Origin of the sequence: Falsochrobactrum ovis, assembly GCF_003259955.1 — a bacterium.
Classification (GTDB): Bacteria; Pseudomonadota; Alphaproteobacteria; order Rhizobiales; family Rhizobiaceae; genus Brucella; species Brucella ovis_A.
In genome coordinates, this window is the sequence record NZ_QLMK01000010.1 from 37,372 (window position 1) to 62,211 (window position 24,840).

Below are 24,840 nucleotides of genomic sequence, written 5' to 3' on the forward strand. Positions count from 1 at the left end.
GCATTTGAAACAGGAACGCATTATGAAAAAAATCACTCGTATTGGCATTGGTGGGCCGGTTGGTTCTGGAAAGACGGCGGTGATTGAAACCATCACGCCGCGTTTGATTGATTTAGGTATCAAGCCACTGATCATCACCAATGATGTCGTTACTACCGAAGACGCAAAACAAGTTAGGCGCACCCTTAACGGGATTCTGGTTGAAGAGAAAATCGTCGGTGTTGAAACCGGCGCGTGCCCGCACACGGCGGTGCGCGAAGACCCGTCGATGAATATCGCGGCGGTTGAAGAGCTCGAAGAAAAATATCCAGATAGCGATGTTATTCTGATTGAATCGGGCGGTGATAATCTCACGCTCACTTTCAGCCCGGCTTTAGCTGATTTCTATATTTACGTAATCGACGTTGCTGCGGGCGACAAAATTCCGCGCAAGAATGGCGCTGGCGTTTGTCAGTCGGATATTCTTGTCATCAATAAGACCGACCTTGCGCCTTATGTTGGTGCCAGTCTGGAAGTGATGGATCGCGATTCCAAGCTGATGCGCGGGAAGAAGCCCTTTGTTTTCACAAATTGCAAAACAGGCGAGGGCGTCGACGAACTGATGAAGTTGATACTGGACATGGCACTGTTCGATGTAAAGACAGTCCAGGCTCCTGCAGCAGCCGGTTGACAATATGAGTTTGCACGAACGGTTAACGCGTATTGACGCGGCCCGAGAACTCCGAGACTATCAAAATGAACCTGCCCAGATGCGCGCTGCCGGGCCTGGTAAGATCGGAGAATTGCGTCTGGGGTTCTCTATGCGTCATGGCCGCTCGGTTCTGCACGATCTTTATCGTGTTGCACCGATTTTGGTCCAGCAAGCGCTGTACTGGGACGAAGCCATGCCGGAATTGCCGATTTGTTCAATCATTTCGGTAGGTGGAGGTATACTGCAGGGCGATCGTTACAAGATCGACATCTCCGTCGGAGAGGACGCTTGCGCGCATGTAACCTCGCAAGGTGCGAACCGGATTCATCGCATGGATGCAAATTATGCATCCCAGTATCAAACGGTTACTTTGGACGCAGGCGCTTATCTTGAATATCTGCCCGATTTCACGATTCCCTATCGCGATTCCCGCTTTATCAACCATACCGACATGGTCGTGGATGAGAGTGCGACATTGCTTTACGGCGAAATGTTTATGTCGGGCCGAAAACACCATCATGAAAGTGAGCGGTTTGGCTTCGACCTTCTGTCGATGATCATGACGGCGAAACGTCCGAACGGAAAACGCCTATTTACCGATAAGGTTTTGATCGAGAAGAGCAACTCCACCATTGATTTTCCGGCAGTGATGGGGGGCTTTGATGCTTTTGCAAATATTGTCTGCATCACGCCTCCCGAGATCGCATCGCGGATTAAAGAGCGCACGCCGGTCAATTTTGAAGCGGAGTCGCCTCGCGCAATATCGGGTGTTTCTTCTTTGCCCAATAATGCCGGTCTAATTCTGCGCGTGGTGGGTATCGAAAGTTACGATGTTCGCGCTGAAGTTCGGCGGTTCTGGCAGATCGTTCGCGAAGAAGCGCGGGGGCGCACACTGCCAGAGGAATTCCTCTGGCGTTAATGAGATGGGGTTTACGATATGACACAAAATAAGAATAATTTCGTGTCTGCTTGTCTGCGTGGGGCGGGTCAGGTTTTCTTTATGGAAAACTCTTTTACGGGCCTCCTGTTCCTCTCAGCTATTGCATATGCGTCTTTTGCGACTGGCGTTTGGGCAACAACAATTGGTGCGGTGATCGGCCTGATCGTGGCCACACTGACCGCGCAATTGTTAGACTGTGATGAGCCGTCCATTGGATCTGGCCTGTTCGGATTTAACGGGATTCTTGTCGGCGTTGCTTTGCCAACTTTCATTGCAGCATCGCCTTCGCTGTGGTTTTACATCATTGTCGGCTCGGCGCTTAGCACTGTTGTCACAGCAGCATTTAGCGCCACGCTGACAAAAAGTTGGGGCATTCCCGGATCAACCGGACCATTTGTTCTAACCGGCTGGCTGATGGTGGCTGGTGCATACGCATTTGGAACTCTGGATGTGACCGGCGACACGCCCAAGCTTGCAACCGACTATTTGCAGGGCGAGGTTTCAATCCCGTCACTTGTTGAGCTTGTTGAGATTTTCTTCCGTAACATTGCGCAAGTATTTTTGCTGGGCAATGAAATAAGCGGAGCGATTATCCTGCTTGGCATCTTCATTGCTTCCCGTCCGGCGGGGATAGCGGCGATCTTCGGGTCTCTTATTGCCATAATCATGGCAATTGCGATGCGTGCAGATCCTGCTGTCGTGATTCAAGGTCTTTACGGATTTAGCCCTGTTTTAACAGCAATTGCCGTGGGCACAGTGTTTTTGAAGACAGATGGCAAAGTCATTGCCTACGCAGCGCTGGCGACAATCGTAACAGTCTTCATTCAAGGTGCCTATGACGTGATTATGCCTTCCGTTGGGCTGCCCTCTTTCACTGCACCTTATGTTCTAACCCTTTATCTTTTCATTGCTCCTAAAAAGCTTCTGGCGCCACATCCCCATAAACCCGTGGCACAGCATCTGGTTACGCATAAGAAAACGAGCAGCTGATCATTCTTCTAACCGAGGCTAAAATGCACACGATAAACTCAGGCGATACCGCGTTTATTCTGATCTGCACGGCACTTGTCTGCATGATGACACCCGCGCTAGCGCTATTTTATGGGGGACTTGTCCGTCAACGCGACATTCTCTCAATCATGATCCAAAATTTTGTCTGTATGGGCGTCGTAGGGCTTATCTGGGTCTTTGGCGGGTTCAGCATGGCATTCGGCCCCACAGTGGGCGGTGTCATTGGTGACATCACAACCTATTTTGGAATGTATAATGTCGGGATTAAACCAAATCCTGCCTATGCAGATGACGTTCCGTTCATGACAGTCTTCGCATATCAGATGATGTTTGCGATTATCACCCCAGCGCTGATGACAGGCGCGTTCGTCGGACGTTTCAGATTTGGTGCCTATCTCATTTTCGTCGCACTGTGGACCATAATTGTCTATCTTCCAGCAGCGCATTGGATCTGGGGTGGCGGTTTCCTCTCGAAACTTGGTGTTGTGGACTTCGCTGGCGGTATTGTCATCCACGTATCGGCTGGTTTCTCGGCCCTTGTCGCGGCGAAATATCTTGGCAAACGCGTATTGCGTCCCGGCGCAGCTGAATCAGAACATGCCAGCTTACCATTGGTTGCGATAGGCGCGGGTCTATTGTGGTTTGGCTGGTTTGGCTTCAACGCTGGCGGTGCTTATGCGGCCGACGCGCTTGCAGTTTATGCTTTCACCAATACGATGCTGGCCGGTTCCATTGCAATGCTCGTCTGGATGCTGTGGGAGTGGATGGAAACACGCCGTCCGACATTCTCGGGCGTGTTGGTCGGAGCAGTCACAGGCCTTGCCACCATCACCCCCGCCGCGGGTTATGTCGAACCAATCACAGCAATCCTGATTGGTGCGATTGGCGCCAGCGTCTGCTTTAATGCCAAATATGTGCAAAGATGGCTCAAAATTGATGATGCTCTGGAAGTCTGGCGTGCTCACGGCGTGGGCGGCATGACGGGCGCAATTTTGATCGGTCTGCTTGCAAGCCCTCACATTAATGCAGTCTCTGCTGGAGCGTATCAGTTGGGAGTTCAGCTCTTTGGGGTTGCATTGATTGCAGTTTATGCATCCGCAATCACTTGGCTACTGCTGAAAGTCATTGATTCCTTCGGAATTCTGCGGGTGTCCGATTCAATCCAAATCGACGGTCTTGATAAGAACCTCTACGGCGAAAATGCTTTCGACCTATGGGAAATGGAAAAGTAAAAATAAAAGACCTATCAGCGCTATTAAAGCGTCAGATCTTCGGTGTCCGCGCGCATTTACGTGCGGGCACTGTTTCATCCAAGAAATATTCTTCTTAGTAAATGCAACTAAATTCTATTTTTTGTTGCCCGCAATTTTTTCTCTCAGTATGATCATTTTTGTAAAACATCATACTTTTGAGGGAAGCTTATGATCCTGCGTGGAGTTGCTTTGGCTACGGTCTGTCTATTTGGACTCACCATGTTTGCGCAGGCTAATTCGAAAGATTCATTGGTGCTGGCCATTGGCGGAGAGCCAGATAATGGATTTGATCCATTGGCAGGATGGGGCGGATATGGAAATCCCTTATTCCAATCCACATTACTCCGTCGCGATATAAATCTTGATACAAGGCCAGACCTCGCCACAGAATGGACATTGTCGGAAGATCGCACCGTCTGGACTATCAAACTGCGCAATGATGCAGTGTTTTCCGATGGTAAGCCGGTAACGGCTGAAGATGTCGCCTTTACCTTCAATAAGGCAAAAGAATCAGCAAATGCTATTGATTTGCGGGTAATGGTGAAAGCTGAAGCTCTCGATAAATCAACGCTTCGCATTACCCTTGAAAAACCATGGATTACGTTTGTTGAGGCGTTTTATACTCTCGGCATTGTACCTGCTGCATCCTATTCAGCTGATTATGGGCGCAATCCAATTGGTTCAGGGCCTTACAAGCTTGTTGCCTGGAATGAAGGCGAGCAATTAATCGTCGAGCGCAATAAGGATTATTATGGCGAGACCGGGCCATTCGAAAAAATCACATTTCTGTTCACGGGTTCAGATGCTGGGCTAGCGGCTGCCAATGCCGGTGTCGTCGATATGGTTGCGGTGCCGGCACAACTTGCAAGCGCTGTTCCCAATGGCTTTCATGCGGTCCCGGTAGTGACCGTTGATAATCGGGGGATCAGTCTGCCCTTTTCAAAACCTCATGAGATTGATGGACGCAAAATTGGTCATGCGGTCACTTCCGATCCGGCAATAAGAAAAGCCATTAATATCGGGATTGATCGCGATCTGGTGGTCGATGTCGTGTTGCATGGTCATGGAACGCCCGCCTATGGGCCAGCCGACGGACTTCCTTGGGCTGGCAAGGCCGACCGCGTTGATTTTGAACTTGATAAAGCCAAAGCGCTGCTTGATGAGTCCGGCTGGATCGTGGGCGTTGATGGAATTCGCACCAAAGACGGCATACGTGCGGCGTTCCCGATAAATTATCCCGCTAGCGACCCGACCCGTCAGGCACTTGCTGAAATCTCCGCCGAGCTTTTGCTACCATTGGGCATTGAAGCGACCCCGCGGGGTGGCAATTGGGATTCTATCGGCCGGGTTATGAATTCAGAGCCGGTATTATTCGGATTTGGTAGTCATTCACCCTATCAAATCTACAGTCTCTTTGCTGCGGAATTAGGTGGCGTGGAATATATGAACCCCACCTACTATGCGAATTCTAAGGTAGAAGCATTATTCAACAAAGCCCAAAGTGCTCAAAGCCTTGAAGCATCTTTGCCTTTTTGGTCAGAAGCCGCAGAATATTATGGTGTCAAAGGGGACAATGCTTGGGCTTGGTTGGTCAATATCAATCACGTTTATTTCGTAAATCAATGTCTCGATGTTGGTAAGACGCAAATCGAGCCACACGGTCATGGTTGGCCGATAACCGCAACAATTGCTAACTGGCGGTGGACCTGCCAGTGACCAGCCAGATCATAGCCTTTCTAACAACACGTATATTGCGCCTTTGTGCATTGGTGTTCGCCGTTGCTTTATCGGTGTTCACGCTGATGAAACTCTCACCAATAGACCCTGTGAATGCGTATCTGGGATCTGCGTTTGCTCATGTAGGACCAGAACAAAAAGCGCAAATCGCAGCTTTATGGGGGCTAGATCGTCCTTTCCTTGAGCAATTCTTGCGATGGGGTAATAATCTTCTGGATGGAAATCTGGGATTTAGCACCGCCTATAATACATCCGTCAGTGAGGTAATCAGCAGCCGCATTGGGAAATCGCTTTTACTCACCGGTTTAGCGTGGATTCTATCCGGCTTGCTGGGATTTTTGCTCGGTTTGATAGCGGCAGCTTTTGAAGGCCGCTGGATTGATCGCATCATCAGGATCTATTGCTATATTTTAGCAGCCACCCCGACTTTCTGGTTGGGAATGCTGATGTTGGCGCTGTTTTCGGTTAAATTGGGTTGGACGCCGATCTGTTGTGCGGGTCCGATTGGCGTTCCTTCTGATCAAGTCACATTTTCCGAACACCTCCATCATCTCATTTTGCCTTTGACCGCGCTGACCTTGTTTGGAGTAGCGCAAATCGCACTGCATTCACGGGCTAAGCTGATCGAAGTTTTGCAATCAGATTATATTGTTTTTGCGCGTGCGCAGGGCGCGAGCCAAGCCAATATTATCTTGCGGCATGGCATCAGAAATGCAGCTCTGCCTGCTTTAACGGTTTTATTTGCAAGCATTGGTGAAATCTTTGGTGGAGCTATTTTAGCCGAACAGATTTTTGCCTGGCCCGGCTTGGGCCGCGCTACCGTAGAGGCCGGTATTCGTGGCGACGTGGCGTTGCTTTTGGCCATTGCTTTGTTGACGACAATTGTCGTTTCGACGGCGAATATGATTGCAGATATTCTTTATCATGTGGTTGATCCGCGATTGAGGGCGAGGAATTGAAAGAACTCGCTTCCAATAGCCGCATTTTCACCCTTGCGAGCGCTCTCCTAGCTCTCGCCATCATCTTCGGCATCGCAGTTTCTTCATTTAGTTTTGGTGATACGGGTATTCGCGCCAATTTTGCTAATCGCGACATGCCGCCGTCCTGGTCCCACTGGTTTGGAACCGACCAAATGGGCCGAGATATGTTCGCCCGCACCATGCATGGTTTAACGCTCAGCCTAAAGGTCGGAATATTCGCAGGCGCATTTTCCGTAATTATCGGACTGATAATTGTGTTGATCGCAGGTTTCGGCCAGACCGCGGACGCGTTTTGCAGTTTCGTAATAGATGGCATGCTAGCAATGCCGCATCTTGTTTTGCTGATCCTTATCAGCTTTGCATTGGGTGGCGGAACTGGTGCGGTTATAATCGCCATAGCCGTTTCGCATTGGCCGCGCTTTGCCCGTATTTTGCGGGCCGAACTATTGCAGGTAAAGGCCGCGCCATGGGTGGAAGCATCACGCAGCTTCGGTAAGTCACAAACATTTATACTGTTTCATCACATCGTTCCGCATTTGATCCCGCAAATGCTTGTCGGATTTTTGCTGATGTTCCCCCACGCCATTTTGCACGAAGCGGGAATGACATTTTTAGGATTCGGACTGGAACCGTCGCGACCAGCCATTGGCATCATGCTTTCAGAAGCCTCGCGTTACATCAGCGCCGGTCGGTGGTGGCTTGCTGTATTTCCGGGTTTGGCACTGCTGATCATGGTGCTGTGTTTTGACGTGATTGGCAATGGTTTGCGCCGCCTGATCAACCCTAGGGAGGCTCAGACCTAATGCTCAAAATTCGAGACCTGTCTATTTCGTTTCGCCGATACAATGGCTTGTTACGCCAGCAGCTGATCCCTCGATTGAGCAATATCAGACTGGATGTTGCGCCCGGCGAAGTCGTGGCATTGATAGGCCCTTCAGGTGCAGGCAAAAGCTTGATCGCTCACGCGATAATGGGTCTTTTACCCAAAAATTGCGTCATGAAAGGCGAAATCTACCATAATGGCGTCGTCCTTGACCGACACATTATTGAAGAAAAGCGAGGCCGGGAAATTAGTCTCTTGCCACAGCAGATAAGTTGCCTTGATCCGACCGCGCGAGTTGGCAAGCAAATCAGTTGGGCTGCTGAGCGGGCAGGGACCAAGGTCAATGCGGATGAACAGCTTATAAATGTCGGTCTGCCGCCTCAGGTTGGTTCGCTTTATCCGCATCAACTCTCGGGTGGAATGGCAAAACGCATTCTCGTGGCTCAGGCCAATACCGCCGGAGCGCCCCTTTTGATAGCGGATGAACCCACAACAGGGCTAGATCCCTCGACACGCGATTTGGTGCTAGATCGGATAAGAAAACATGCCGATCAGGGCGGCGCAGTTTTGCTGATAACTCATGATCTTATGCCAGCCCTAACACGGGCTGATCGCATAGCGCTGATCAGAGATGGCCAGATGAGCTGCACCTTGCCCACTTCCGCATTTAATGGTTCCGGGGATGGTTTGACCTCCGACTATGCGCGCTCACTTTGGCGCGCGCTGCCGCAAAATGGTTTTGAAGTCTATGCTTGAAGCCCGTAAGCTCAGTGCCAGCTATTCTAAAAATATATTGTTTTCAGGCGTTTCGCTCAAAATCTTGCCCGGCCAAGCCTATTGCATTTCGGGACCGTCCGGCTGCGGAAAAACAACGCTTGGGCGCATATTAGCGGGCTTGCAGGCCCCCGCCGCGGGTGAAGTCTGGCTAGACGGGGCCGCTATTAAGCGCGGTATTTCGCCTGTGCAATATTTATATCAATCTCCGCTCACAGCGATGAACCCTCGCTGGCGTATTAAAGAAATTGTCAGCGAGCCCGGACCGGTTGATCCCGATCTGGCGAAAGAGGTCGGATTTGATCCTGATTGGAACACTCGATTTCCCCATGAATTATCGGGAGGGCAGTTGCAGCGGGTATCGCTTTTAAGAGCACTTGGAACCAGACCGCGTTATTTAATAGCTGATGAAATTACCTCTGAATTGGATCCCGTCGCTCAGGCACAAATCTGGTATTTGTTGAAAAAATTGATGCAAAAGTTCAATTTGGGCGTGGTGGCAATCAGCCATAATGAAGAGCTGCTAGCGCGGATTTCCGACGCAGAAAATCATCTTCGATTGAAAAATTATAAGCAATAATACCGCTTTTAACCCTCACCACGATCCTTATGGCTGTGATTGTGGGCGTGCACGCCGGATTGGTTTGCATGCGGAATAATCGATATGTCACCGTGGACCACCGCCCGTTGGGAAATTATCGAGTCGGCGAACTGTTTTACCTCGTCGACGGGACCACGCAAAAGACTAACCTCAAGGCAATAATCAGCATCCAAATGCAGATGAAGTGATGCAACTGAGAGATCATGCTGCTCATGATGCGAGGAAGTCAGCCGCTTGGAAAGTTCCCGCGCATTATGCTGATAAACATAACTCAATACACCCACGCAATCGGGCAAACTATCGGCCGAAATGGCATTCTCTTTTATACTGGCGCGCACCAAATCTCGGATTGCCTCTGATCGGTTTGCATAACCTTTCATGGCAATAAGACTGTCCAGATCGGACATCAACTCATCATCAACTGTTATTGTAATTCTTTGCATTCATCAGCACCTCGATAATGGCCAGCAGCTTATCAGATCCTATAGATTACGAAAGCAAGCCAGGAGCATAATTCAGTTCTGCTCAATAGATCTGCGTCCCATTGGCAGGCCTATTACATATATCCGACGATTTTTATCGCTAATGGATTAACTCTTAATTCAAGCGCCGCAGCTATTAAATTTGTAGACAGATCAAATTCGAACTTTTGTTGAATTGTGAAATGTCTGATTTCACGCGGCAACTTCTGGCGCAGGGCGCCAAATTATAAGACCATGAGCAAAATGACCGAGTATTGGATTTTAGCAGCAATAATTCTGCTTCTCTTTTTAGCCAGTCTAGCACTTTGGCTCATGATGCGACGCAATCAGCGCTGGGCCAAAAGTATTTTAACCCATCTTATTTTCATTGCAGCAGTATTTGGCCTCATCCTGACGATCCGCGAGGCGGTTTATATATTGCTTGGTCATTTTAAGATCAGCGTCATCACCAGTGACATGGTGGATACAACATCGATTTTTGCGATGGCAATTCTGGCCATGCTGCAATCATTCCAGTTGATCAACCGTCTGACTTATAGCCACATCAACCGCAGCAATGATCCAACAACCGCTCGATTGATCGCGCGCGTCCTCAAACTGTCAATTTTCTTGGTACTCGTCTTGCTTTTTGGAGAGCATTTCGGGATCGGCCTTTCCGGATTAATGGCCTTCGGAGGCATTGGCGGCATAGCGATTGGCGTTGCTGGCAAAGATGTTTTGAGTAATCTTTTTTCTGGCGTAATGCTGTTTTTCGATCGGCCGTTCAGCATAGGAGATTGGATCAGCTCCCCCGATCGTCAGATAGAAGGCACCGTCAAAGAAATTGGCTGGCGACAGACCAAAATCATGACCTTTGATCATCGACCGCTCTATGTTCCGAATTCAGCGTTTTCTACAATCAGCGTTGAGAATCCTGGCCGAATGACCAACCGTCGGATCAATACGACCATCGGATTACGATATGAAGATGCTGCAAAAATTGCCGATATCGTTGAGGACATTCGCACTATGATCAAAAACGATGAAAAAATTGATCATAGGCAGACAACGTTGGTTTTCTTTAATGGATTTGGTGATTCTGCTCTTGAGATAATGATTTATTGCTTTACCAAAACCACCGTTTGGGCGGATTGGCTTGCTGCTCAACAGGAACTTTATTTGAAAATAATCGATATCGTTCACGCAAGAGGTGCTGATTTCGCATTCCCATCCGAAACGCTTTACATTCAATCAAACAACAATCAGACGCCTGAAACGATCCAATCGGCAATTAGATAATCTTGTTGAGATCTGTGAACCGAAGAATATTCTATTCATCGGTTCACACCAGCTCTCATAGTGCGACTTTCGGGATAAATTCCGCTCAACTCGACAGGCGTGCACCCGTCAGACGCATACCTACATAGAGTGCAATTGCGCCGATTACGACACTGGTTACCAGATAGGTCAAAGCCACATACACCGCGTTTGTGCCGCCTGTCATCAAAACATAACCGCCATATACAAAGCTGGAGAATGTCGACAGCCCCCCCATAACTCCGGTGGCAATAAACAGGTTTGCATTTTGGCTCAGAGCGCCTTTTTCAGATAGGCCCGAAGCTATCCCTAGTAAAAATGACGCAACGATATTCGCTACAAAGATTGACATAGGAAATCCGTCAGCAAGATCAGGAACCGTCAGCATCAAGAGTTCCCGTGCCACTGCACCTACCGCACCGCCCAGAAAGACGAGAATAATCGTATTGAACATCGTCCCATCCTATCCAATAATTTGCGCAAGCGATGCGCCTAAGCCTGCTGCTATCAATCCGACGACAACAGAACTCACAAGATAAAACACCGCCAAACCGCCATAGTGTTTCCGGGCCAATTTAATTGCATCCAGTTGCATTGAACTGAATGTCGTATAGCCCCCAAGAACACCGGTCAAAATTCCAGATGTAAGAAAACCACCGAAACGATCATGCCATTCCATATTGAATGTAATGGTCAAAAATCCAATCACGAACGCTCCAGATATATTGATCAAAAACGTTCCTAACGGAAATTTTCCGGAGTAATTCTCGCCAACAACTTTTCCGATCCACCAACGGAGCACGGAACCCGCACCGCCCCCCAGAGCGACCCATAGAATATCAAGTGCTTGCATTTTATACCTTGGTAAATAGCTGAAACAACGCGTTCTGCTGATACATAACCTATTCCTCGATAATAGTTTTGTATTTTCTTATCTACTGAATTGATAAAACGCTTTATAGAACAGCAATGACGAGCGCAATGGAAATGAGTTTCAAGGTCCGAACGGACGATTTTCACCATACATTCCGTATTTCTGGTTAGTAACTCCCCTGTTGACTTTTCGCAGGTTGCAAACACCACGGTTTTAGTTTTGATCAAGCTGAAGCTAAAATCTCAAAATGAAGTTCTATCTCGGGTCTGGTGATGAATTCTCTTAGTCGTATATGTTCGCTGCTCGCCTGTTTCACAATCGGGACTCCTATTGTTGCAATGGCGGCGGACGTGATCACCCCCGAAGTGACAAATATTCAACCGGCTAATGATTGGAAATTTGAAATCACTCCTTACGCTTGGGCGACCGGCCTCAAAGGAGATATTTCACCTTTTCGACGTCTGCCCAGCGTTAGCATTGAAAAAGACTTTTCCGATGTGCTGGAAGATTTGAATGGTGCTATTTTCTTAAATGCTTGGGGCACGAATGGGGAATTCGGGTTTCTGGCAGACATTATGTATGTCAACCTTAGTGAAGCGCATGGTTTTGGCCCAATTCCATTACCTATTGGACATGCGACAACAAATCTGGATGTAAAAGTCGATGCATCCATATTCAGCGGTACCTTTATGGGCGCTTATCGGGTGGCGTCAAATGAAAATTTTGCTCTCGATGCGTTGGGTGGTGTGCGGTTTTTTCACGTCTGGACCGATCTCAAACTTAATGCGCGCATAAACAATACGCCTCTTCATGCGGATTACCGTTTAAAAAGCAGTTTCGGCTGGGCCGATCCTTTGGTTGGCGCCAGACTTCAATATGATTTTAATGATAAGCTTCAGCTCGTTACTCAGGCCGATGTCGGCGGGTTCAATGTCGGATCCGATCTCACAGTGCAGGCTATTGCAACGCTCAAATATGCCATAAACGATAAAACTTCGCTGGCTTTGGGCTATAAATATATGGACATTGATTATAGCAGGGATGGGCGGGTGTTTGACAGCACGCTGCATGGCCCCCTGATCGGTTTAACTTTTCGGTTTTAATTAGCTATCTGTAATGAATGAGAAGCATAAAACCATATATTGCGAGGGGGCGGATTATGTTGAAACGGATTAGCCTCATTTCCTCACCCCTATTGTTTCTGAGCGGTTGTATCAGTCAACGAAATCCGACGATCGCTCTTTATGGCGCTTATTTTCCTTCATGGATCGCCTGCTCTTTAATCGGTATCCTTGGCGCTGTTTTTATCCGGTTGATTTTCATCAAAACCGGAATTGACGATCTACTGGCTTGGCGGCTGGCCACTTACGTAGCTCTTGCTTTGGCGATTGGATTTGCTTCTTCATTGATGATATTTGGTCGGTGAGACAGGATTATTATGAATAAAACAAAATCCCGTATCATGGTGGCATTGCCGGTACTCATCATCGCAGCGGCCGTGTTCCTGGGCTGGAACTATTTCAAAAGGGCTGACACCAACCTTCTGTCCAGCGATGCCAGTTTGACCGCTGCCATAACGCATATTTCTGCCAGTGTTCCCGGGCGGATCACGCAAATATTCGTAGCTGAGAATGATGCAGTCACCAAAGGGCAATTATTGTTCAGCCTCGACCCCGAACCCTATCGCTTACTTGTCGTGCAAGCTGAAGCGGACCTTAAGGCGGCGGAAGCGCTTTATGAAACACAAAAACGCAATATTGCTGCCGAACAAGCCAATGCCGACATAGCCAATAAACAGATTGAACGGGCGCGCGTTAATCTCGATCTTGCGGAAAAGTCGCTAGAGCGGCTGCTGCCCATGCAGTCCAAAGGCTATGTCACCGATCAGCAAATACAAGATGCCCGCACTTTGAAACTCGACGCCGAAGTCTCACTTCAACAGGCGGTGCAGCAAAATAAGGCTGCGGACTTGCTGGTCAATTCACCCGATGCGGCCTTGGCCCTTGTCGAGGCCCGCAAAGCAGCGCTTGATATAGCCAAGCGCAATCTTGAGCATACCAAAGTCTATGCCCCGCATAATGGCCGCGTCGTGGGGCTTCAGGTTTCCTCGGGCGAATTTATCGTGACGGGAGAATCCATTTTTACTCTGGTTAATACAGACCAATGGTATGCCACGGCTCTTTACCGTGAAGGAGAGCTTAAAAATATCGCTGTTGGCTCATGCGCTATCGTTTATGTGATGGCTGATCAGTCGATTGCCATCAAAGGGCGGGTGCAAGGTATTGGGTGGGGCGTCTCTTCCGAAAGCTCGATAAATATTCCGCGTAGTTTGCCCTATGTTCCGAAAGAACTTGACTGGGTACGGGTAGCTCAGCGTTTCCCGGTCCGCATAGAATTGTTCGATCCCCCTGAAAACCTTATGAGGGCGGGCGCATCAGCTTCGACCGTGGTTGAGCATGACACAAATTGCTGAGGAAGGCTGGATCAGGCGGGCAGCTCGCCATCTCTTAGAAGATTTGCAGCCTTTTCCAGGCCGCTTTTATCTGGCGCTTTCCATCGGCATAATTTGTGCTGTCTCGACTTCGTTTGCGATGATCTACAAGTTACCCGAGGCGGCGATTGGGTGTTATCTCGTTATATTCTTGATGAAGGCTGATGCCGCAGAAAATATTCTGGCCGGCACAGGCATCATCGTGGCTGTCAGCTTGGTCGTTATATTGCTGATCGGAATTATCAATTTGACGATTGAATCTCCGCCGGCGCGAATTGCTGCTATCGTATTGGTATCTTTTGTCTTTCTCTATTTAGATTCCTGCAGCCAGCTTGGAGAAAATGCAGGAATAGTGGCGCTTGTCATCGCATTTGTGCTCACTTTGATGGATATTATACCGCTTGGAGAAGTTGCCACACGTGCCGTGCTTTATGCATGGGCAATGGTCGCTTTACCGATGGCGGTGATGATTGTTTATAATTTATTCTTCGGCATGTGGCCGCAAAACCTCTTGCGACAAACGGTTATTGAACGGCTTGAACTTGCAGCAGATTATCTGGAAAACCCCACAACTAGAAACCGCGAGAAACTCCGCGATGCTCTTGAAGAAGGCGAGGGCGAACAGACCAAGCGTCTGCTTTTGATAAAGGTTCTCAACCTTTTGCCCGCCTCGCAACAATCATATCTTCTTCGAGCCCAGTCGCATTCTTATAAGCTCATGCTCGCCGTGCTGGCTTTCGATAAGACGTTGAATGCCGAGCTTCGTGGCAGTTTGGCTCATTCTTGCAAGGTGCTTGCACAAAAACTTGCAGCCCAAAAAAAACATGAGCCGATCAATGCCACTTTTGCTGATGAAGACATCACCCAGGCCCGCGAAATACCCGAAATACTCGAAGACCTAGCGCAAGGCAGAGATCCCGGTAAACAGGCGCCTGTTAGTGATCCGTTTATAGCGAAGGATGCGCTGAGCAATCCCATTCATTTGCATTTTGCATTGAAGACGACTTTAGCCGCCGTCACCTGCTATTTCATATATTCCGCAGCGGATTGGCAGGGAATCCATACAGCAATGATCACCTGCTATGTCGCTGCACTGGGCACAACGGGAGATACGGTTCACAAGCTTGTTTTACGGATAACGGGTTGCCTGATCGGCGCATTTTTTGGCTTAATTTCAATCCTCTACCTCATTCCCCATATGGAATCAGTTGGGTCGCTCGCCTTCATGATCTTCTTTTTTGTGTCGATTGCAGCATGGGTCTCCACGGGAAATGAGCGCATTTCCTATGGAGGAGTGCAGATAGCGCTGGCATTTTTGCTAACAACGTTGCAAGGTTTTGGGCCAGGCACAAGTCTTAGCGCAGCGAGCGATCGTATTATTGGCATTTTGCTGGGTAATTGCGTGATATTTATTATTTTCACCACCATCTGGCCTGTGAGTGTGACTTATGCGATCAGAACACGGCTCGAAAGCGCATTGGGGAAACTGCAACAATTGGCGCAACTCGATTTCAGCCAACGCAATGCCTCGACCAATTTGATGGCTTCGGTCGAGAATGATCTTGGTGTCGTACATAATTCACTGAGAATGGCCTCATATGAACCAAGAAGTCTGCGGCCTCATAATGAAACAAGAAAAACCTTTGACGCATTGGCAGAAGAGCTTAACCAATTAGCTTTGAAATTATTTTTCAAACCCGACATTTCCGCTGCGACCCAGTCGGCTTTAGCAGATTTTCACGAAAAGATTACCCATGCAGAGCTGGCGGCAGATGCTCTACCACCAGAAGCTATCAAGCGCGATGCGGAGCCTAGTCAATGAAGGCTACGCTCGGATTAGATGTGCTAAAGCGCTCTCATGTAAAATTTGGTTGCGGCGGATCGGTTCTTTGCTGGCTGACCATCCCGTTACTGTTGGCGGGTTGTGCAACTGACGCCTTGGAACTTGCCCCTTCGACCCCAGATCAGCAATGGACGCCCCCAGCTCAATCGGCTCAACCCGGTTCAAAAGCGGAAACCGCCAATCAAACCGCGTTTGCGCTTAGCACACCCGGTGTCTATTCAGAGAAAACTTATACGCTGCCCACCTTGATTGACTTGGCACAGCGTAACAACCCATCGACGCGCAACGCTTGGGAGCGCGCCCGACAGGCGGCACTTGCGGTTGGCATGGCGGAAGCGACCTATTTACCCATCATTACGGCAAATGTAGTTGGTGGCATCCATCACAATCGTTCGCCGCTTCCAATTCCAATTGGTGCCAAGCGATATTTTGATACAGAAGTGAAAGGAATTATGCCATCGGTGGCGTTGCAGTGGCTGGTTTTCGATTTTGGCGGGCGCAGCGCCATTGTCTCAGCCGCAGAACAGGTTTCCTTGGCTGCAAACTATCAGTTCAACTTGATGCATCAGAAAGTGGTTTTGGACGTAACCCGCAACTACCACAATTATAATGCGTCTCGTCAGCAGAAACAGGCGACAGAACAGGCTGTCAAAAACAGTCGTACCGTGCTCGACGCTGCGTTAGAAAAACGCAAAAACGGGGTTGGTACGGTCGTCGAAGTTGCCCAAGCGGAGCAGGCTTTGGCTCAGGCAAAATTGCGCCTTGTCACGGCAAAAGGTGCTGAACAAGATGCCTATCAGGCACTTTTAGCAGCTATTGGTATTTCACCAACGTCCCAATTGCGCATCGAAGACACAAGTTCGCGAAAGCTTCCCACTCCGTCCGCTGTCCCCATTCAGACAATGGTTGATATCGCTTTGGATCAGCGCCCCGATATTCGGGCTGGCTATGCGACGCTCAAGGCAGCGCGTTCGGGCATCGACGAAGCGAATTCGGCATTTCTGCCGAAAGTTGGCCTTTACAGCAGCCTATCAACCCATTCCGCAGATATGAACGCAGCTGGTCTACCATCTATCGGAGCACGTGGGCGCTCTGCCGATGTTTTTATAGGGGCAACCGTACCACTTTATGATTCAGGATTGCGTGCAGCACAATTGAAAGCGGCGGAAAGCCGTGCAAAAGCAGCCGAATTGGACTATGCGCGGCTGAAAGATGACGCAGCGCGTGAGATCGTGATCGCTACAAATGCGTTGACCACGGCACTCGAAGCGCAACAGGCAGCGAATGCTCTCGTGAAAGCTGCGTGGAAAACTTACGATGCTACTGTGGAAGCCTATCGAAACGGGCTTGGCACGGTGACGGCTGCGGCAATTGCCCAAAATGGTTTGCTGGATGCGCAAATCGCGGAAGCGGAAGCACATGCGGCAGCGTTTACAGCCGCAGCAAACCTTGCCTTTGTGCTCGGTGCATCGCAGGGCTAGGGTGCCATATTGCACCCCAACCTATTTGAAAAATATTCCCGGGACCGTTTAAAGCAAAGGTTGAATCAAGCGGGCTGAAGAACAGGTTCCGCCGCATGCTCTTGGTTTGTGACCGCGCAAAGATCTGCCAGATGCTGAATGCCATCCGCAGTTTCACGAAGAGCCGACTGCAGATTTTCGTCGATTTTTTCCAAAGAATTTTGCGACAAAAGTTTAGCCATAGCAGGCGAAGTATCGCCCGTTGCGGCGAGCTGCTCGATCGCTGTCGCAAGCTGCTCAATCACCTCATTGGAGGGCGATGCAGCCACTTCCTCTGAAAGATTGATAAGCTGCGTAATGCGATCACACAAAGCTTCTGCGCCTGCAATCGCCGGCAACCAGGCAAGCGCCTCGGTGCTTGTCGGGGGTGGCTCGGGGAGGCTGCGCTGCAGTCTTGTGCGCATATTCGATAATTGCTTATAGGCTGAGCTTCTCAATGCAGCGGTTTCTTCGAGCATTCTCGCGGGCGCTTCTGGGTCACGGTCGGCATTTTGAAATGCGCTACGCAAATAGGTCGCTAAAGTCGTGAGCACGTCGGCAAAACCTTGACGCGTTGCGACCTGAATCGACTTTGGCCAAATCAAGTAGCCGAAAACCAATGCTATCAAGGATCCGATCAGCGTATCAGAAAGACGTTGGATTCCATAATCTATTGTCGGTTTGGCCATCTCAAAATCAATAAGAACCAAAACGATAGGCGTTAAGAATGCGCATTGAAGAGCGTAGCTTCGTAAGCCCGCCCAAGGAAGGATAAATCCTAATATAGCAATTACCAAAACAAGCAGCACGCCTTTTGGAACAAGAATAATAATGGCGGTTGCTAGCAAGACGCCAATGAAGGTTCCGGCGCTTCGTAGAGCAGCTCTGGCAAAAACCGAACCGAAATCCGGCTTCATAATCACCGCGACCGATAAGGGAATCCAATATGAATGGTTTCCCGGAACCACTTGTTCAACCAAAAGCGCAAGTAACATGCATAAGGCCAACCGGAAAGCAGAGGTGATTACTTCATGTCCCAGAGTAAGCCGATCTTTTATTGTTTCAATTGAAGGGAGGTTCCGCAAAGACCAGGATTGCTTTGCGACACGACCGCTTCGCAATTGCTTATTATCTGGCCAAAGAAGCTCAAAAAGCCGCGCAATATTGCGTAATAGCCGGTTATTTCTATCAATATCGGACAGTGCCGGGGCTTGTTGATTACTATCCAGCGCCTTCGCCATTGCGCTTAGCTGTGAGGCACATTCATTTAGGACCTTTTTATCTCTTGATCCCCCAATCAAAAAGGCTGAAATTTGGTCGGTTACCGCCAAAATTGACGCAACATAATCGCCGTTTTCAGAAGCACCGTCAGAATGAGACGGCTTTCCCATCAGCGCGCTATAGGTAGAAACCTGCGCATCAGTCACCTTCCGGCGGATTGCTTCAAGTTTCGTCGCATCCATCTGTGAATCGGTGGTTGCATTGGCCAATTCCGCCAAGGAATTTAACAGATTAGACAATATCTGCCGCTCCGGCTTGTGCGGGCTCAGCACGGCTTCGACCGCAAGCAAAACACAAGCAAAAGCAGCACCCGCCAGGAACAGGGCCGGCATCATCCAGATCGGTCCGTCATGGCCGAAATGCGAGGCCACAATAGCCATAATCAGCATTTGCATGGCACCTGCGGAAAAATATGCCCCATATCCGCTTATAAGCCCGGAAAACAACGCAGTCAGAACCACAGCGGCAATTGTATATGCGCCATGCCCGCCGATCAGGGATCCGAGGAGATATCCGCTCATTCCAATCGGTGCTGAAATGAAGATTCGGCGGAAGCGAAGCCTGTAAGGGTCCGATTGCACGCTAACGGAACTGAGCATAGCCCCCAGGCAAACGATCATTGCGGAAGCGACATTATTCGTCGCGAATCCAATCGCCATAGGAACAGTGATTGCAATGGCCGTGCGCAATGAATGCCTCCATGGCCATTGCGGTGCCGGTGCCATCTTGGCAAGATTTTGTAGCCATTGGGTTGGCAAATAAGCCATCGATTCACACTCATTTTAGGCTGCACGGCGCTAGACACCACGCAGAATCCGTTCACGTCCACCGGTGCTGCGCTTAAAATCAACACCGGCCATCTCATTTTGGGTGCCCTAACGCGGCTATCGAATGCTTTCGAAAGCAGAATTTCGTCAGTAGGAAACCCTCATTATTACTATTATTCTGCTATTCTTATGTATTTTTCAACATTTCGAACATTCTAATATGTGCAAAAGAATAACACTTTGCGCTTTTCAAATTCGCTTTTTGGATTCGCAGCGAGAATAGGAAAAGAAAACTTCCCGAACGCGACTAGCCCGTAATTGATCTAACTGCAAACGGGCATTCGACCTCACATTTAGAAAAGTAAAAAATTAACTGCATCTTGTTTGTTTTTTCTTCTATCGCTATCCGCTAAGTTTAGCTGGTTCGAATAAGCACAGGAAAGTAGCGTGGGCGAGAATAACGGTTTCAACAAAAATACGGGCATCCAATCTATGTCGCCTGCCGCATTAAGACCGGCGGAAATGGCTGAGTCTAAAACTCAGCAAGCGATATTTATCACCCTTTGCGCGCTGACCGGAATATTAACCGGGGCGGTGGGGTCCTATTTCCATCTTTCCATCAATTATCTTCTTTTATGGCCGCAAAAGCTTGCTACCTATTTCAGCGGGGTAGAACTGGTTGCAATCGCAGCATTTATAACGATGACTTGCACGGTGCTTGGCGCTTTCCTTGTCCGGCGACTTGCGCCCGAGGCCAGCGGCAGCGGTGTGCAGGAAATTGAAGGCGCGATGGAAGGCCTGCGCGTGGTGCGATGGCGGCGTATATTGCCGGTTAAGTTCACCTTAGGGGTTGTCTCCCTGTCTTCCGGTTTGGTTTTAGGCCGTGAAGGCCCGACTATTCATATCGGCGCTTCGTTGGGTGCCGCTATTAATGATTTTTTCAAAAGCAATGTGATTGAGCGCCGCGGGATGTTGGCTGCGGGTGCTGCGGCCGGATTGGCTTGCGCTTTTAACGCACCGCTTGCGGCAGTGGTGTTCGTGATCGAAGAAATGCAACGGCAATTTCCCTATTCCTTCCGCACCTATATGGGCGTAATGGTAGCAGCGCTGCTCTCTACAATCGTTGCGCAGATTATTGGTGGCACCGCGCCGGACTTCACCATGCCGCAAATCGCTGTCTCTTTATCCTGGCTACCCGGTTTTGCTTTATTGGGGGTTCTCTTGGGGCTTGTTGGAGTAGCGCTAAACTCCTCACTGCTTTGGACCGGTGCGTTTGCTGCACGGCTGCATAAACGCATCCCATATTTATTTCCCGCTGTGGTTGGTCTCATTGTTGGGGCGCTATTTATTTTGCTGCCGCTGAGTGTGGGAGGCGGCGAGGCCGCGGTAATTCAGCTGTCTCCAACCCATTCAAGCTTGTACTTTCTGCTTGGAATTGCGTGTTTGCGGTTTGTCACCATGGTTGGCAGCTATTCTTCTGGCGTGCCGGGAGGAATTTTCGCACCAATCTTAGGGCTCGCCACCTGTATTGGCCTGATTTTTAGCGGAGCAATGGGCTTAATCCTGCCGGAAGCTGCTGATCTTTCGCTCGCATTTGCCATTGCGGCCATGGGCGGCCTATTCACCGCATCGGTCCGCGCACCACTTGTCGGCATTATTTTGACGGTGGAGCTGACCGGCTCATATGAATTGATCATGCCGCTGATTGCTACATGCCTCGCTGCCAACCTATCAGCTCAGCTCCGTGGCGGTCGGCCTATCTATGAGCAACTTTTGGATCGAACCCTTACTCAAGCTTCAAAAAACCAATGATCGAACCCATGCGCCACCCCTCCCATATCGAGGAGGGGGCTATATGCTTGCGGTTCTGAACCGATGCTGGCTCCCCTTCTGGGGGGCTATTCATTCCTATACGTTTGATATTGACTAAAATTAGAAAGAACTTAGAAATATCAATTCCTTATAGGTTTCGCCAATCTTACGCACGCATTTTCAAAGCTGTGCCAATAATTTCGGGAGGCGCCAAATGGCATTTTTAAGAAAGTCATTTTCTGCGGCCGCTATCAGTCTGTTTGTAGCAACGACTATGCTTGTGGCCCCGGTGGCCGAAGCCTGCACGCGGGTTGTATATCTTGGCGCGAATGATCAGATCATCACCGCCCGTTCTATGGATTGGCGCGTGGATGTGGGAACCAATCTTTGGATTTTTCCACGCGGTATGAAACGCAATGGCGAAGTCGGTCCCGGATCGATCGAATGGACTTCCAAATATGGTAGCGTTATCGCATCCGGCTACGATATTTCTACAACCGACGGAATGAATGAAGCTGGTCTCGTGGCAAATGTGCTTTGGCTGGTGGAGTCAGAATACCCCAAATTTGACGGGACTGGCCCCGGGCTGTCGATTGCCGCTTGGGCGCAATATGTGCTGGATAATTTCGCTACGGTGGATGAAGCGGTTAAGCATTTAAGCACCAACCCGTTTACAATTGTTACCGATTATGTTCCGGGCGAAAACCGGCTCGCGACACTGCATCTGTCGATCTCTGACGCGTCTGGCGATAGCGCTATCGTTGAATATATTAATGGCGAACAGGTCATCCATCATAATCGCAAATACCAGGTTATGACCAATTCACCGATCTTCGAAAAGCAGTTGGCGCTGCATTCTTATTGGGAACAGATCGGCGGCACCGTGATGCTTCCAGGTACCAATCGCGCGTCGGATCGCTTCACCCGCGCAGCATTTTATATCAATGCAGTGCCCAAATCAGAAGACCCACGAGAGGCGATTGCCAGTGTTTTCAGCGTCATTCGCAATGCTTCGGTTCCGTTTGGTCTTACCACACCAGATCAGCCCAATATTTCCTCGACCCGCTGGCGTACGGTAGCAGACCAAAAAAATAAGCTTTATTTCTTTGAGTCAGCACTCACGCCCAACATATTCTGGGTGGATCTTAAACAGATAGATTTTTCTGCCGACAAAGGAAAAGTCCAGAAACTCGATCTTGGTCCGGATCAGCGCAACATCTTCTCCGGTGTGACAAACGATAAATTCAAAGACGCAGAGCCTTTTAGATTTTTGGGAATTTAAGGCACTATAGGATTTTTCGCACGAAAGCTCGCACGAGATATCATCTCGTGCGAAGTCTTTTCAGCCTTACCCCTGCCGCGGGCCGAGCCTCAACGTGCTACCATTTAAAATAACGGTCTAGGCCCGAGTTGCCCACGCCCAATCGTCCACGCAAGCCCATGGACATTGACAAAAGCAACACCATTGGCGGCACGGAGTTCACAAAACTCCGGGCGGAAACGGCACCGATTTCATATTTTTGCTGACCTTGGCAAAATTGCCCTTATTTCCCCACAGACGCTAATCCACCATTATTCTATATGCTAACGACGCAATAACTCCGTCAGCTTCAATATCGCCATATTTTACCCAGCTTTGATATGGATGACGGCTTTGTCACAATGTGATTCGAGCCTTTTGACGGGCATTGACTGTTCTAAAACCGACATGCCGAAAGCAGTTTTTCATCGGTTCCACGAGATCATGCATCGCTGGAGCAGTGAAGGCCGAGCTGCCTGCGCTTTTTTAACCGATTGAATTGTCAAATCTCCGTTCCCTTCATTTACTAAGTGTGAATTAGCTGTTAGTCGGACCCGGTTTTACATGGCCAGAAGCTCGCAAAGCGGAGAATCCCCAAGCGTTGGATTGATTGTCAGCCGTCATAAGAGGAGCAAAAGATGTCGCGAATAGCCAATAAACGCCTACTATCGAAAGTGATGAGCGCTGAAGACGCGGCTTCTTTAATCCGGAATAATTCCACAGTGGGAATGAGTGGTTTCACAGGCTCTGGCTATCCCAAATCCGTCCCTCTGGCGTTGGCGGCTCGCATCGAAGCCGAACGAGCGACGGGGAAAAATTTTCATCTCAACGTTTGGACTGGCGCGTCTACAGGCCCTGAACTGGATGGTGCGCTGGCTAAAGCGGATGGGATTGAGTTCCGGCTTCCATATAATTCCGACCCGATTGCTCGCGAAAAAATCAACCGCGGTGAGATGGAATATTTTGATATGCATCTCTCGCAGGTAGCGCCGCTGGCCTGGCAAGGCTTTTTGGGCCCGCTTGATGTCGCGGTTGTCGAGGTCAGTGGTATCCGGGAGGATGGTTCGCTCATTCCATCTTCCTCGGTCGGCAATAATAAGACCTGGCTAGAGCGTGCAGACAAGGTGATTCTTGAGGTCAATCAATGGCAAAGCCCTGCATTGGAAGGCATGCACGATATTTATTACGGTACTGCATTGCCCCCGCATCGGGTGCCGATCCCATTGCTTCGCCCATCGGATCGTATTGGAGAGACATCGTTCCGCTGTGATCCAGACAAGATCGTGGCTATCGTTGAAACCAATGCTCCGGATCGGAACTTGCCGTTCACGCCCCCAGATGAAAACGCCAACGCAATTGCCGGGCATTTGCTCGAGTTTTTGCGACACGAAGTTGCAAAGGGAAGGCTGCCCGCCTCGCTTCTGCCTATCCAGTCGGGAGTAGGGAATATTGCCAATGCGGTTTTGACTGGCTTGGTCGACAGCCCATTTGAAGGGATGACCGCGTTTACTGAAGTCATTCAGGATGGAATGCTTGACTTAATTGATGCTGGCAAACTCCAAATGGCTTCTGCGACCGCTTTTTCGCTGAGCCCTGAAGCCGCCGCACGCCTAAACGAAAATATGGCACAATATCGCGACCGAATGGTGCTGCGTCCGCAGGAAATCAGCAACCATCCTGAATTGGTGCGTCGTCTGGGCTGCATTGCAATGAATGGCCTGATCGAAGCTGATATTTATGGCAATGTAAACTCGACCCATATTATGGGATCGCGTGTTCAGAATGGTATTGGTGGTTCGGGTGACTTCGCCCGAAATGCGTATATTTCAATCTTCATGACGCCTTCAACCGCAAAGGGCGGCAAGATTTCGGCAATCGTCCCGCAGGCCAGCCGTGTTGATCACATCAATCAGGATGTTCAGGTGCTTGTAACAGAACAGGGGCTGGCCGATTTGCGCGGTCTTTCGCCCAAACAGCGTGCTCGGGTGATCATCGAAAATTGTTCGCACCCTAGTTATCGTCCAGGGCTACAAGATTACTTTAGCCGTGCTCTTGCGCATTCTTATGGGTTGCAAACACCGTCTTTGTTAAACGAAGCCCTATCTTGGCATCAGCGCTTTATTGAAACAGGGTCCATGTTGCCGTAATTCTTGTCACGGGAAGAGATGCCCGGCGGCGGGCTTGCAACAAGCTCGGATAATGCATCGATTTAGTCGAAGAACACTGTTAAACAGCCCTTTTTCGATCAAATCGAGCATCCGTCCAAATGGCGTTTCAATGCTGCAACGCGCACTCTATTCACAAAGAAAGGCGGTCGAAAGACCGTCTTTCAAAACAACTACGGCGCCGCGCTGAAGCCGTAAGCAAAATGTTTTTTGCCCAAGT

Annotated in this window: 22 protein-coding genes; 18 read left to right on the forward strand and 4 right to left on the reverse strand. The window is 49.4% G+C overall.

The genetic code is table 11. From position 1 onward, the window contains the following. The first annotated feature begins 22 nt into the window (after window positions 1–22). From ureG to C7374_RS11505, 9 genes are all read left to right on the forward strand, one after another. The gene (gene ureG, locus C7374_RS11465) at window positions 23–670 is read left to right on the forward strand and encodes an urease accessory protein UreG (protein ID WP_111575766.1); all 648 of its coding nucleotides are present in this window, start codon (window positions 23–25) and stop codon (window positions 668–670) included. A 4-nt stretch (window positions 671–674) separates the two neighbouring features. After that, complete coding sequence (locus tag C7374_RS11470; protein ID WP_111575767.1) at window positions 675–1,610, forward strand: urease accessory protein UreD; 936 nt, start codon at window positions 675–677, stop codon at window positions 1,608–1,610. Between the two features lie 18 nt (window positions 1,611–1,628). Beyond that, entirely contained in the window at window positions 1,629–2,621 is a 993-nt protein-coding gene (gene yut / locus C7374_RS11475; protein WP_111575768.1) for an urea transporter, read from the forward strand. A gap of 23 nt (window positions 2,622–2,644) precedes the next feature. After that, entirely contained in the window at window positions 2,645–3,874 is a 1,230-nt protein-coding gene (locus C7374_RS11480; protein ID WP_111575769.1) for an ammonium transporter, read from the forward strand. A 189-nt stretch (window positions 3,875–4,063) separates the two neighbouring features. Beyond that, the gene (locus C7374_RS11485; RefSeq protein ID WP_170130245.1) at window positions 4,064–5,611 is read left to right on the forward strand and encodes an ABC transporter substrate-binding protein; all 1,548 of its coding nucleotides are present in this window, start codon (window positions 4,064–4,066) and stop codon (window positions 5,609–5,611) included. Beyond that, window positions 5,608–6,591, forward strand: a complete 984-nt coding sequence (locus C7374_RS11490; protein ID WP_245412643.1) for an ABC transporter permease — start codon at window positions 5,608–5,610, stop codon at window positions 6,589–6,591. Before C7374_RS11485 ends, C7374_RS11490 begins: the two co-directional genes overlap by 4 nt. Next, window positions 6,588–7,415 (forward strand): ABC transporter permease, encoded by an 828-nt coding sequence (locus C7374_RS11495; RefSeq protein ID WP_111575770.1) that lies wholly within the window; start codon window positions 6,588–6,590, stop codon window positions 7,413–7,415. Before C7374_RS11490 ends, C7374_RS11495 begins: the two co-directional genes overlap by 4 nt. Next, window positions 7,415–8,191 carry an ATP-binding cassette domain-containing protein gene (locus tag C7374_RS11500; RefSeq protein ID WP_111575771.1) on the forward strand — a complete coding sequence of 259 codons (777 nt, stop codon included), beginning with the start codon at window positions 7,415–7,417 and terminating at the stop codon, window positions 8,189–8,191. The genes C7374_RS11495 and C7374_RS11500 overlap by 1 nt, the downstream gene beginning before the upstream one ends. Next, complete coding sequence (locus C7374_RS11505; RefSeq protein ID WP_111575772.1) at window positions 8,184–8,789, forward strand: ABC transporter ATP-binding protein; 606 nt, start codon at window positions 8,184–8,186, stop codon at window positions 8,787–8,789. Before C7374_RS11500 ends, C7374_RS11505 begins: the two co-directional genes overlap by 8 nt. A gap of 8 nt (window positions 8,790–8,797) precedes the next feature. Here the strand turns inward: C7374_RS11505 and nikR are convergent, their stop codons facing one another. Next, a complete protein-coding gene (gene nikR, locus C7374_RS11510; RefSeq protein WP_111575773.1) occupies window positions 8,798–9,253 on the reverse strand; it encodes a nickel-responsive transcriptional regulator NikR in 456 nt (151 codons plus the stop codon). Window positions 9,254–9,535: 282 nt separating this feature from the next. Here nikR and C7374_RS11515 point away from each other — a divergent pair, with 282 nt between their 5' ends. Further along, complete coding sequence (locus C7374_RS11515) at window positions 9,536–10,570, forward strand: mechanosensitive ion channel family protein (protein ID WP_280969939.1); 1,035 nt, start codon at window positions 9,536–9,538, stop codon at window positions 10,568–10,570. A gap of 85 nt (window positions 10,571–10,655) precedes the next feature. Here C7374_RS11515 and C7374_RS11520 read toward each other — a convergent pair whose 3' ends face one another. After that, a complete protein-coding gene (locus tag C7374_RS11520; protein ID WP_111575775.1) occupies window positions 10,656–11,042 on the reverse strand; it encodes a CrcB family protein in 387 nt (128 codons plus the stop codon). Between the two features lie 9 nt (window positions 11,043–11,051). Next, window positions 11,052–11,441, reverse strand: a complete 390-nt coding sequence (gene crcB / locus C7374_RS11525; protein WP_111575776.1) for a fluoride efflux transporter CrcB — start codon at window positions 11,439–11,441, stop codon at window positions 11,052–11,054. A 293-nt stretch (window positions 11,442–11,734) separates the two neighbouring features. Between crcB and C7374_RS11530 the strand changes: the two genes are divergently transcribed. The 5 genes from C7374_RS11530 to C7374_RS11550 are packed head-to-tail and all read left to right on the forward strand — an operon-like array spanning window position 11,735 to window position 17,277. Beyond that, complete coding sequence (locus C7374_RS11530; RefSeq protein WP_111575777.1) at window positions 11,735–12,565, forward strand: outer membrane protein; 831 nt, start codon at window positions 11,735–11,737, stop codon at window positions 12,563–12,565. 56 nt (window positions 12,566–12,621) lie between these two features. Further along, a complete protein-coding gene (locus C7374_RS11535) occupies window positions 12,622–12,888 on the forward strand; it encodes a YtcA family lipoprotein (protein WP_111575778.1) in 267 nt (88 codons plus the stop codon). Window positions 12,889–12,900: 12 nt separating this feature from the next. Then, complete coding sequence (mdtN, locus tag C7374_RS11540; RefSeq protein ID WP_111575779.1) at window positions 12,901–13,935, forward strand: multidrug transporter subunit MdtN; 1,035 nt, start codon at window positions 12,901–12,903, stop codon at window positions 13,933–13,935. After that, window positions 13,919–15,775 (forward strand): FUSC family protein, encoded by a 1,857-nt coding sequence (locus C7374_RS11545; RefSeq protein ID WP_111575780.1) that lies wholly within the window; start codon window positions 13,919–13,921, stop codon window positions 15,773–15,775. The genes mdtN and C7374_RS11545 overlap by 17 nt, the downstream gene beginning before the upstream one ends. After that, window positions 15,772–17,277 (forward strand): TolC family protein, encoded by a 1,506-nt coding sequence (locus C7374_RS11550; RefSeq protein ID WP_111575781.1) that lies wholly within the window; start codon window positions 15,772–15,774, stop codon window positions 17,275–17,277. The genes C7374_RS11545 and C7374_RS11550 overlap by 4 nt, the downstream gene beginning before the upstream one ends. Before the next feature lie 65 nt (window positions 17,278–17,342). On the opposite strand, the gene C7374_RS11555 is transcribed toward C7374_RS11550, so the two are convergent. Then, window positions 17,343–19,343: an FUSC family protein gene (locus C7374_RS11555; protein WP_111575782.1), complete on the reverse strand. Its 2,001-nt coding sequence runs from the start codon at window positions 19,341–19,343 to the stop codon at window positions 17,343–17,345. A 447-nt stretch (window positions 19,344–19,790) separates the two neighbouring features. Here C7374_RS11555 and clcA point away from each other — a divergent pair, with 447 nt between their 5' ends. The 3 genes from clcA to scpC all read left to right on the forward strand — a co-directional run bounded on the left by clcA (window position 19,791) and on the right by scpC (window position 24,602). After that, window positions 19,791–21,155, forward strand: a complete 1,365-nt coding sequence (clcA, locus tag C7374_RS11560) for a H(+)/Cl(-) exchange transporter ClcA (RefSeq protein ID WP_245412644.1) — start codon at window positions 19,791–19,793, stop codon at window positions 21,153–21,155. A 274-nt stretch (window positions 21,156–21,429) separates the two neighbouring features. After that, window positions 21,430–22,437, forward strand: a complete 1,008-nt coding sequence (locus C7374_RS11565; RefSeq protein ID WP_245412645.1) for a linear amide C-N hydrolase — start codon at window positions 21,430–21,432, stop codon at window positions 22,435–22,437. A gap of 656 nt (window positions 22,438–23,093) precedes the next feature. Next, window positions 23,094–24,602, forward strand: coding sequence for a succinyl-CoA:acetate CoA-transferase ScpC (gene scpC, locus C7374_RS11570; RefSeq protein ID WP_111575784.1), 1,509 nt, complete (start codon window positions 23,094–23,096; stop codon window positions 24,600–24,602). Window positions 24,603–24,840 lie beyond the last annotated feature (238 nt).

Bases quoted from the DNA above. Each gene is read 5' to 3' on its own strand.
- yut (WP_111575768.1), top strand. From the start codon at position 1,629: ATGACACAAAATAAGAATAATTTCGTGTCTGCTTGTCTGCGTGGGGCG.
- C7374_RS11485 (WP_170130245.1), top strand. From the start codon at position 4,064: ATGATCCTGCGTGGAGTTGCTTTGGCTACGGTCTGTCTATTTGGACTC.
- C7374_RS11505 (WP_111575772.1), top strand. From the start codon at position 8,184: ATGCTTGAAGCCCGTAAGCTCAGTGCCAGCTATTCTAAAAATATATTG.
- scpC (WP_111575784.1), top strand. From the start codon at position 23,094: ATGTCGCGAATAGCCAATAAACGCCTACTATCGAAAGTGATGAGCGCT.
- C7374_RS11530 (WP_111575777.1), top strand. From the start codon at position 11,735: ATGAATTCTCTTAGTCGTATATGTTCGCTGCTCGCCTGTTTCACAATC.
- C7374_RS11470 (WP_111575767.1), top strand. From the start codon at position 675: ATGAGTTTGCACGAACGGTTAACGCGTATTGACGCGGCCCGAGAACTC.
- C7374_RS11545 (WP_111575780.1), top strand. From the start codon at position 13,919: ATGACACAAATTGCTGAGGAAGGCTGGATCAGGCGGGCAGCTCGCCAT.
- nikR (WP_111575773.1), bottom strand. From the start codon at position 9,253: ATGCAAAGAATTACAATAACAGTTGATGATGAGTTGATGTCCGATCTG.
- C7374_RS11500 (WP_111575771.1), top strand. From the start codon at position 7,415: ATGCTCAAAATTCGAGACCTGTCTATTTCGTTTCGCCGATACAATGGC.
- C7374_RS11535 (WP_111575778.1), top strand. From the start codon at position 12,622: ATGTTGAAACGGATTAGCCTCATTTCCTCACCCCTATTGTTTCTGAGC.
- ureG (WP_111575766.1), top strand. From the start codon at position 23: ATGAAAAAAATCACTCGTATTGGCATTGGTGGGCCGGTTGGTTCTGGA.
- crcB (WP_111575776.1), bottom strand. From the start codon at position 11,441: ATGCAAGCACTTGATATTCTATGGGTCGCTCTGGGGGGCGGTGCGGGT.
- mdtN (WP_111575779.1), top strand. From the start codon at position 12,901: ATGAATAAAACAAAATCCCGTATCATGGTGGCATTGCCGGTACTCATC.
- C7374_RS11520 (WP_111575775.1), bottom strand. From the start codon at position 11,042: ATGTTCAATACGATTATTCTCGTCTTTCTGGGCGGTGCGGTAGGTGCA.
- C7374_RS11515 (WP_280969939.1), top strand. From the start codon at position 9,536: ATGACCGAGTATTGGATTTTAGCAGCAATAATTCTGCTTCTCTTTTTA.
- C7374_RS11550 (WP_111575781.1), top strand. From the start codon at position 15,772: ATGAAGGCTACGCTCGGATTAGATGTGCTAAAGCGCTCTCATGTAAAA.
- C7374_RS11565 (WP_245412645.1), top strand. From the start codon at position 21,430: ATGCTTGTGGCCCCGGTGGCCGAAGCCTGCACGCGGGTTGTATATCTT.
- C7374_RS11555 (WP_111575782.1), bottom strand. From the start codon at position 19,343: ATGGCTTATTTGCCAACCCAATGGCTACAAAATCTTGCCAAGATGGCA.
- C7374_RS11480 (WP_111575769.1), top strand. From the start codon at position 2,645: ATGCACACGATAAACTCAGGCGATACCGCGTTTATTCTGATCTGCACG.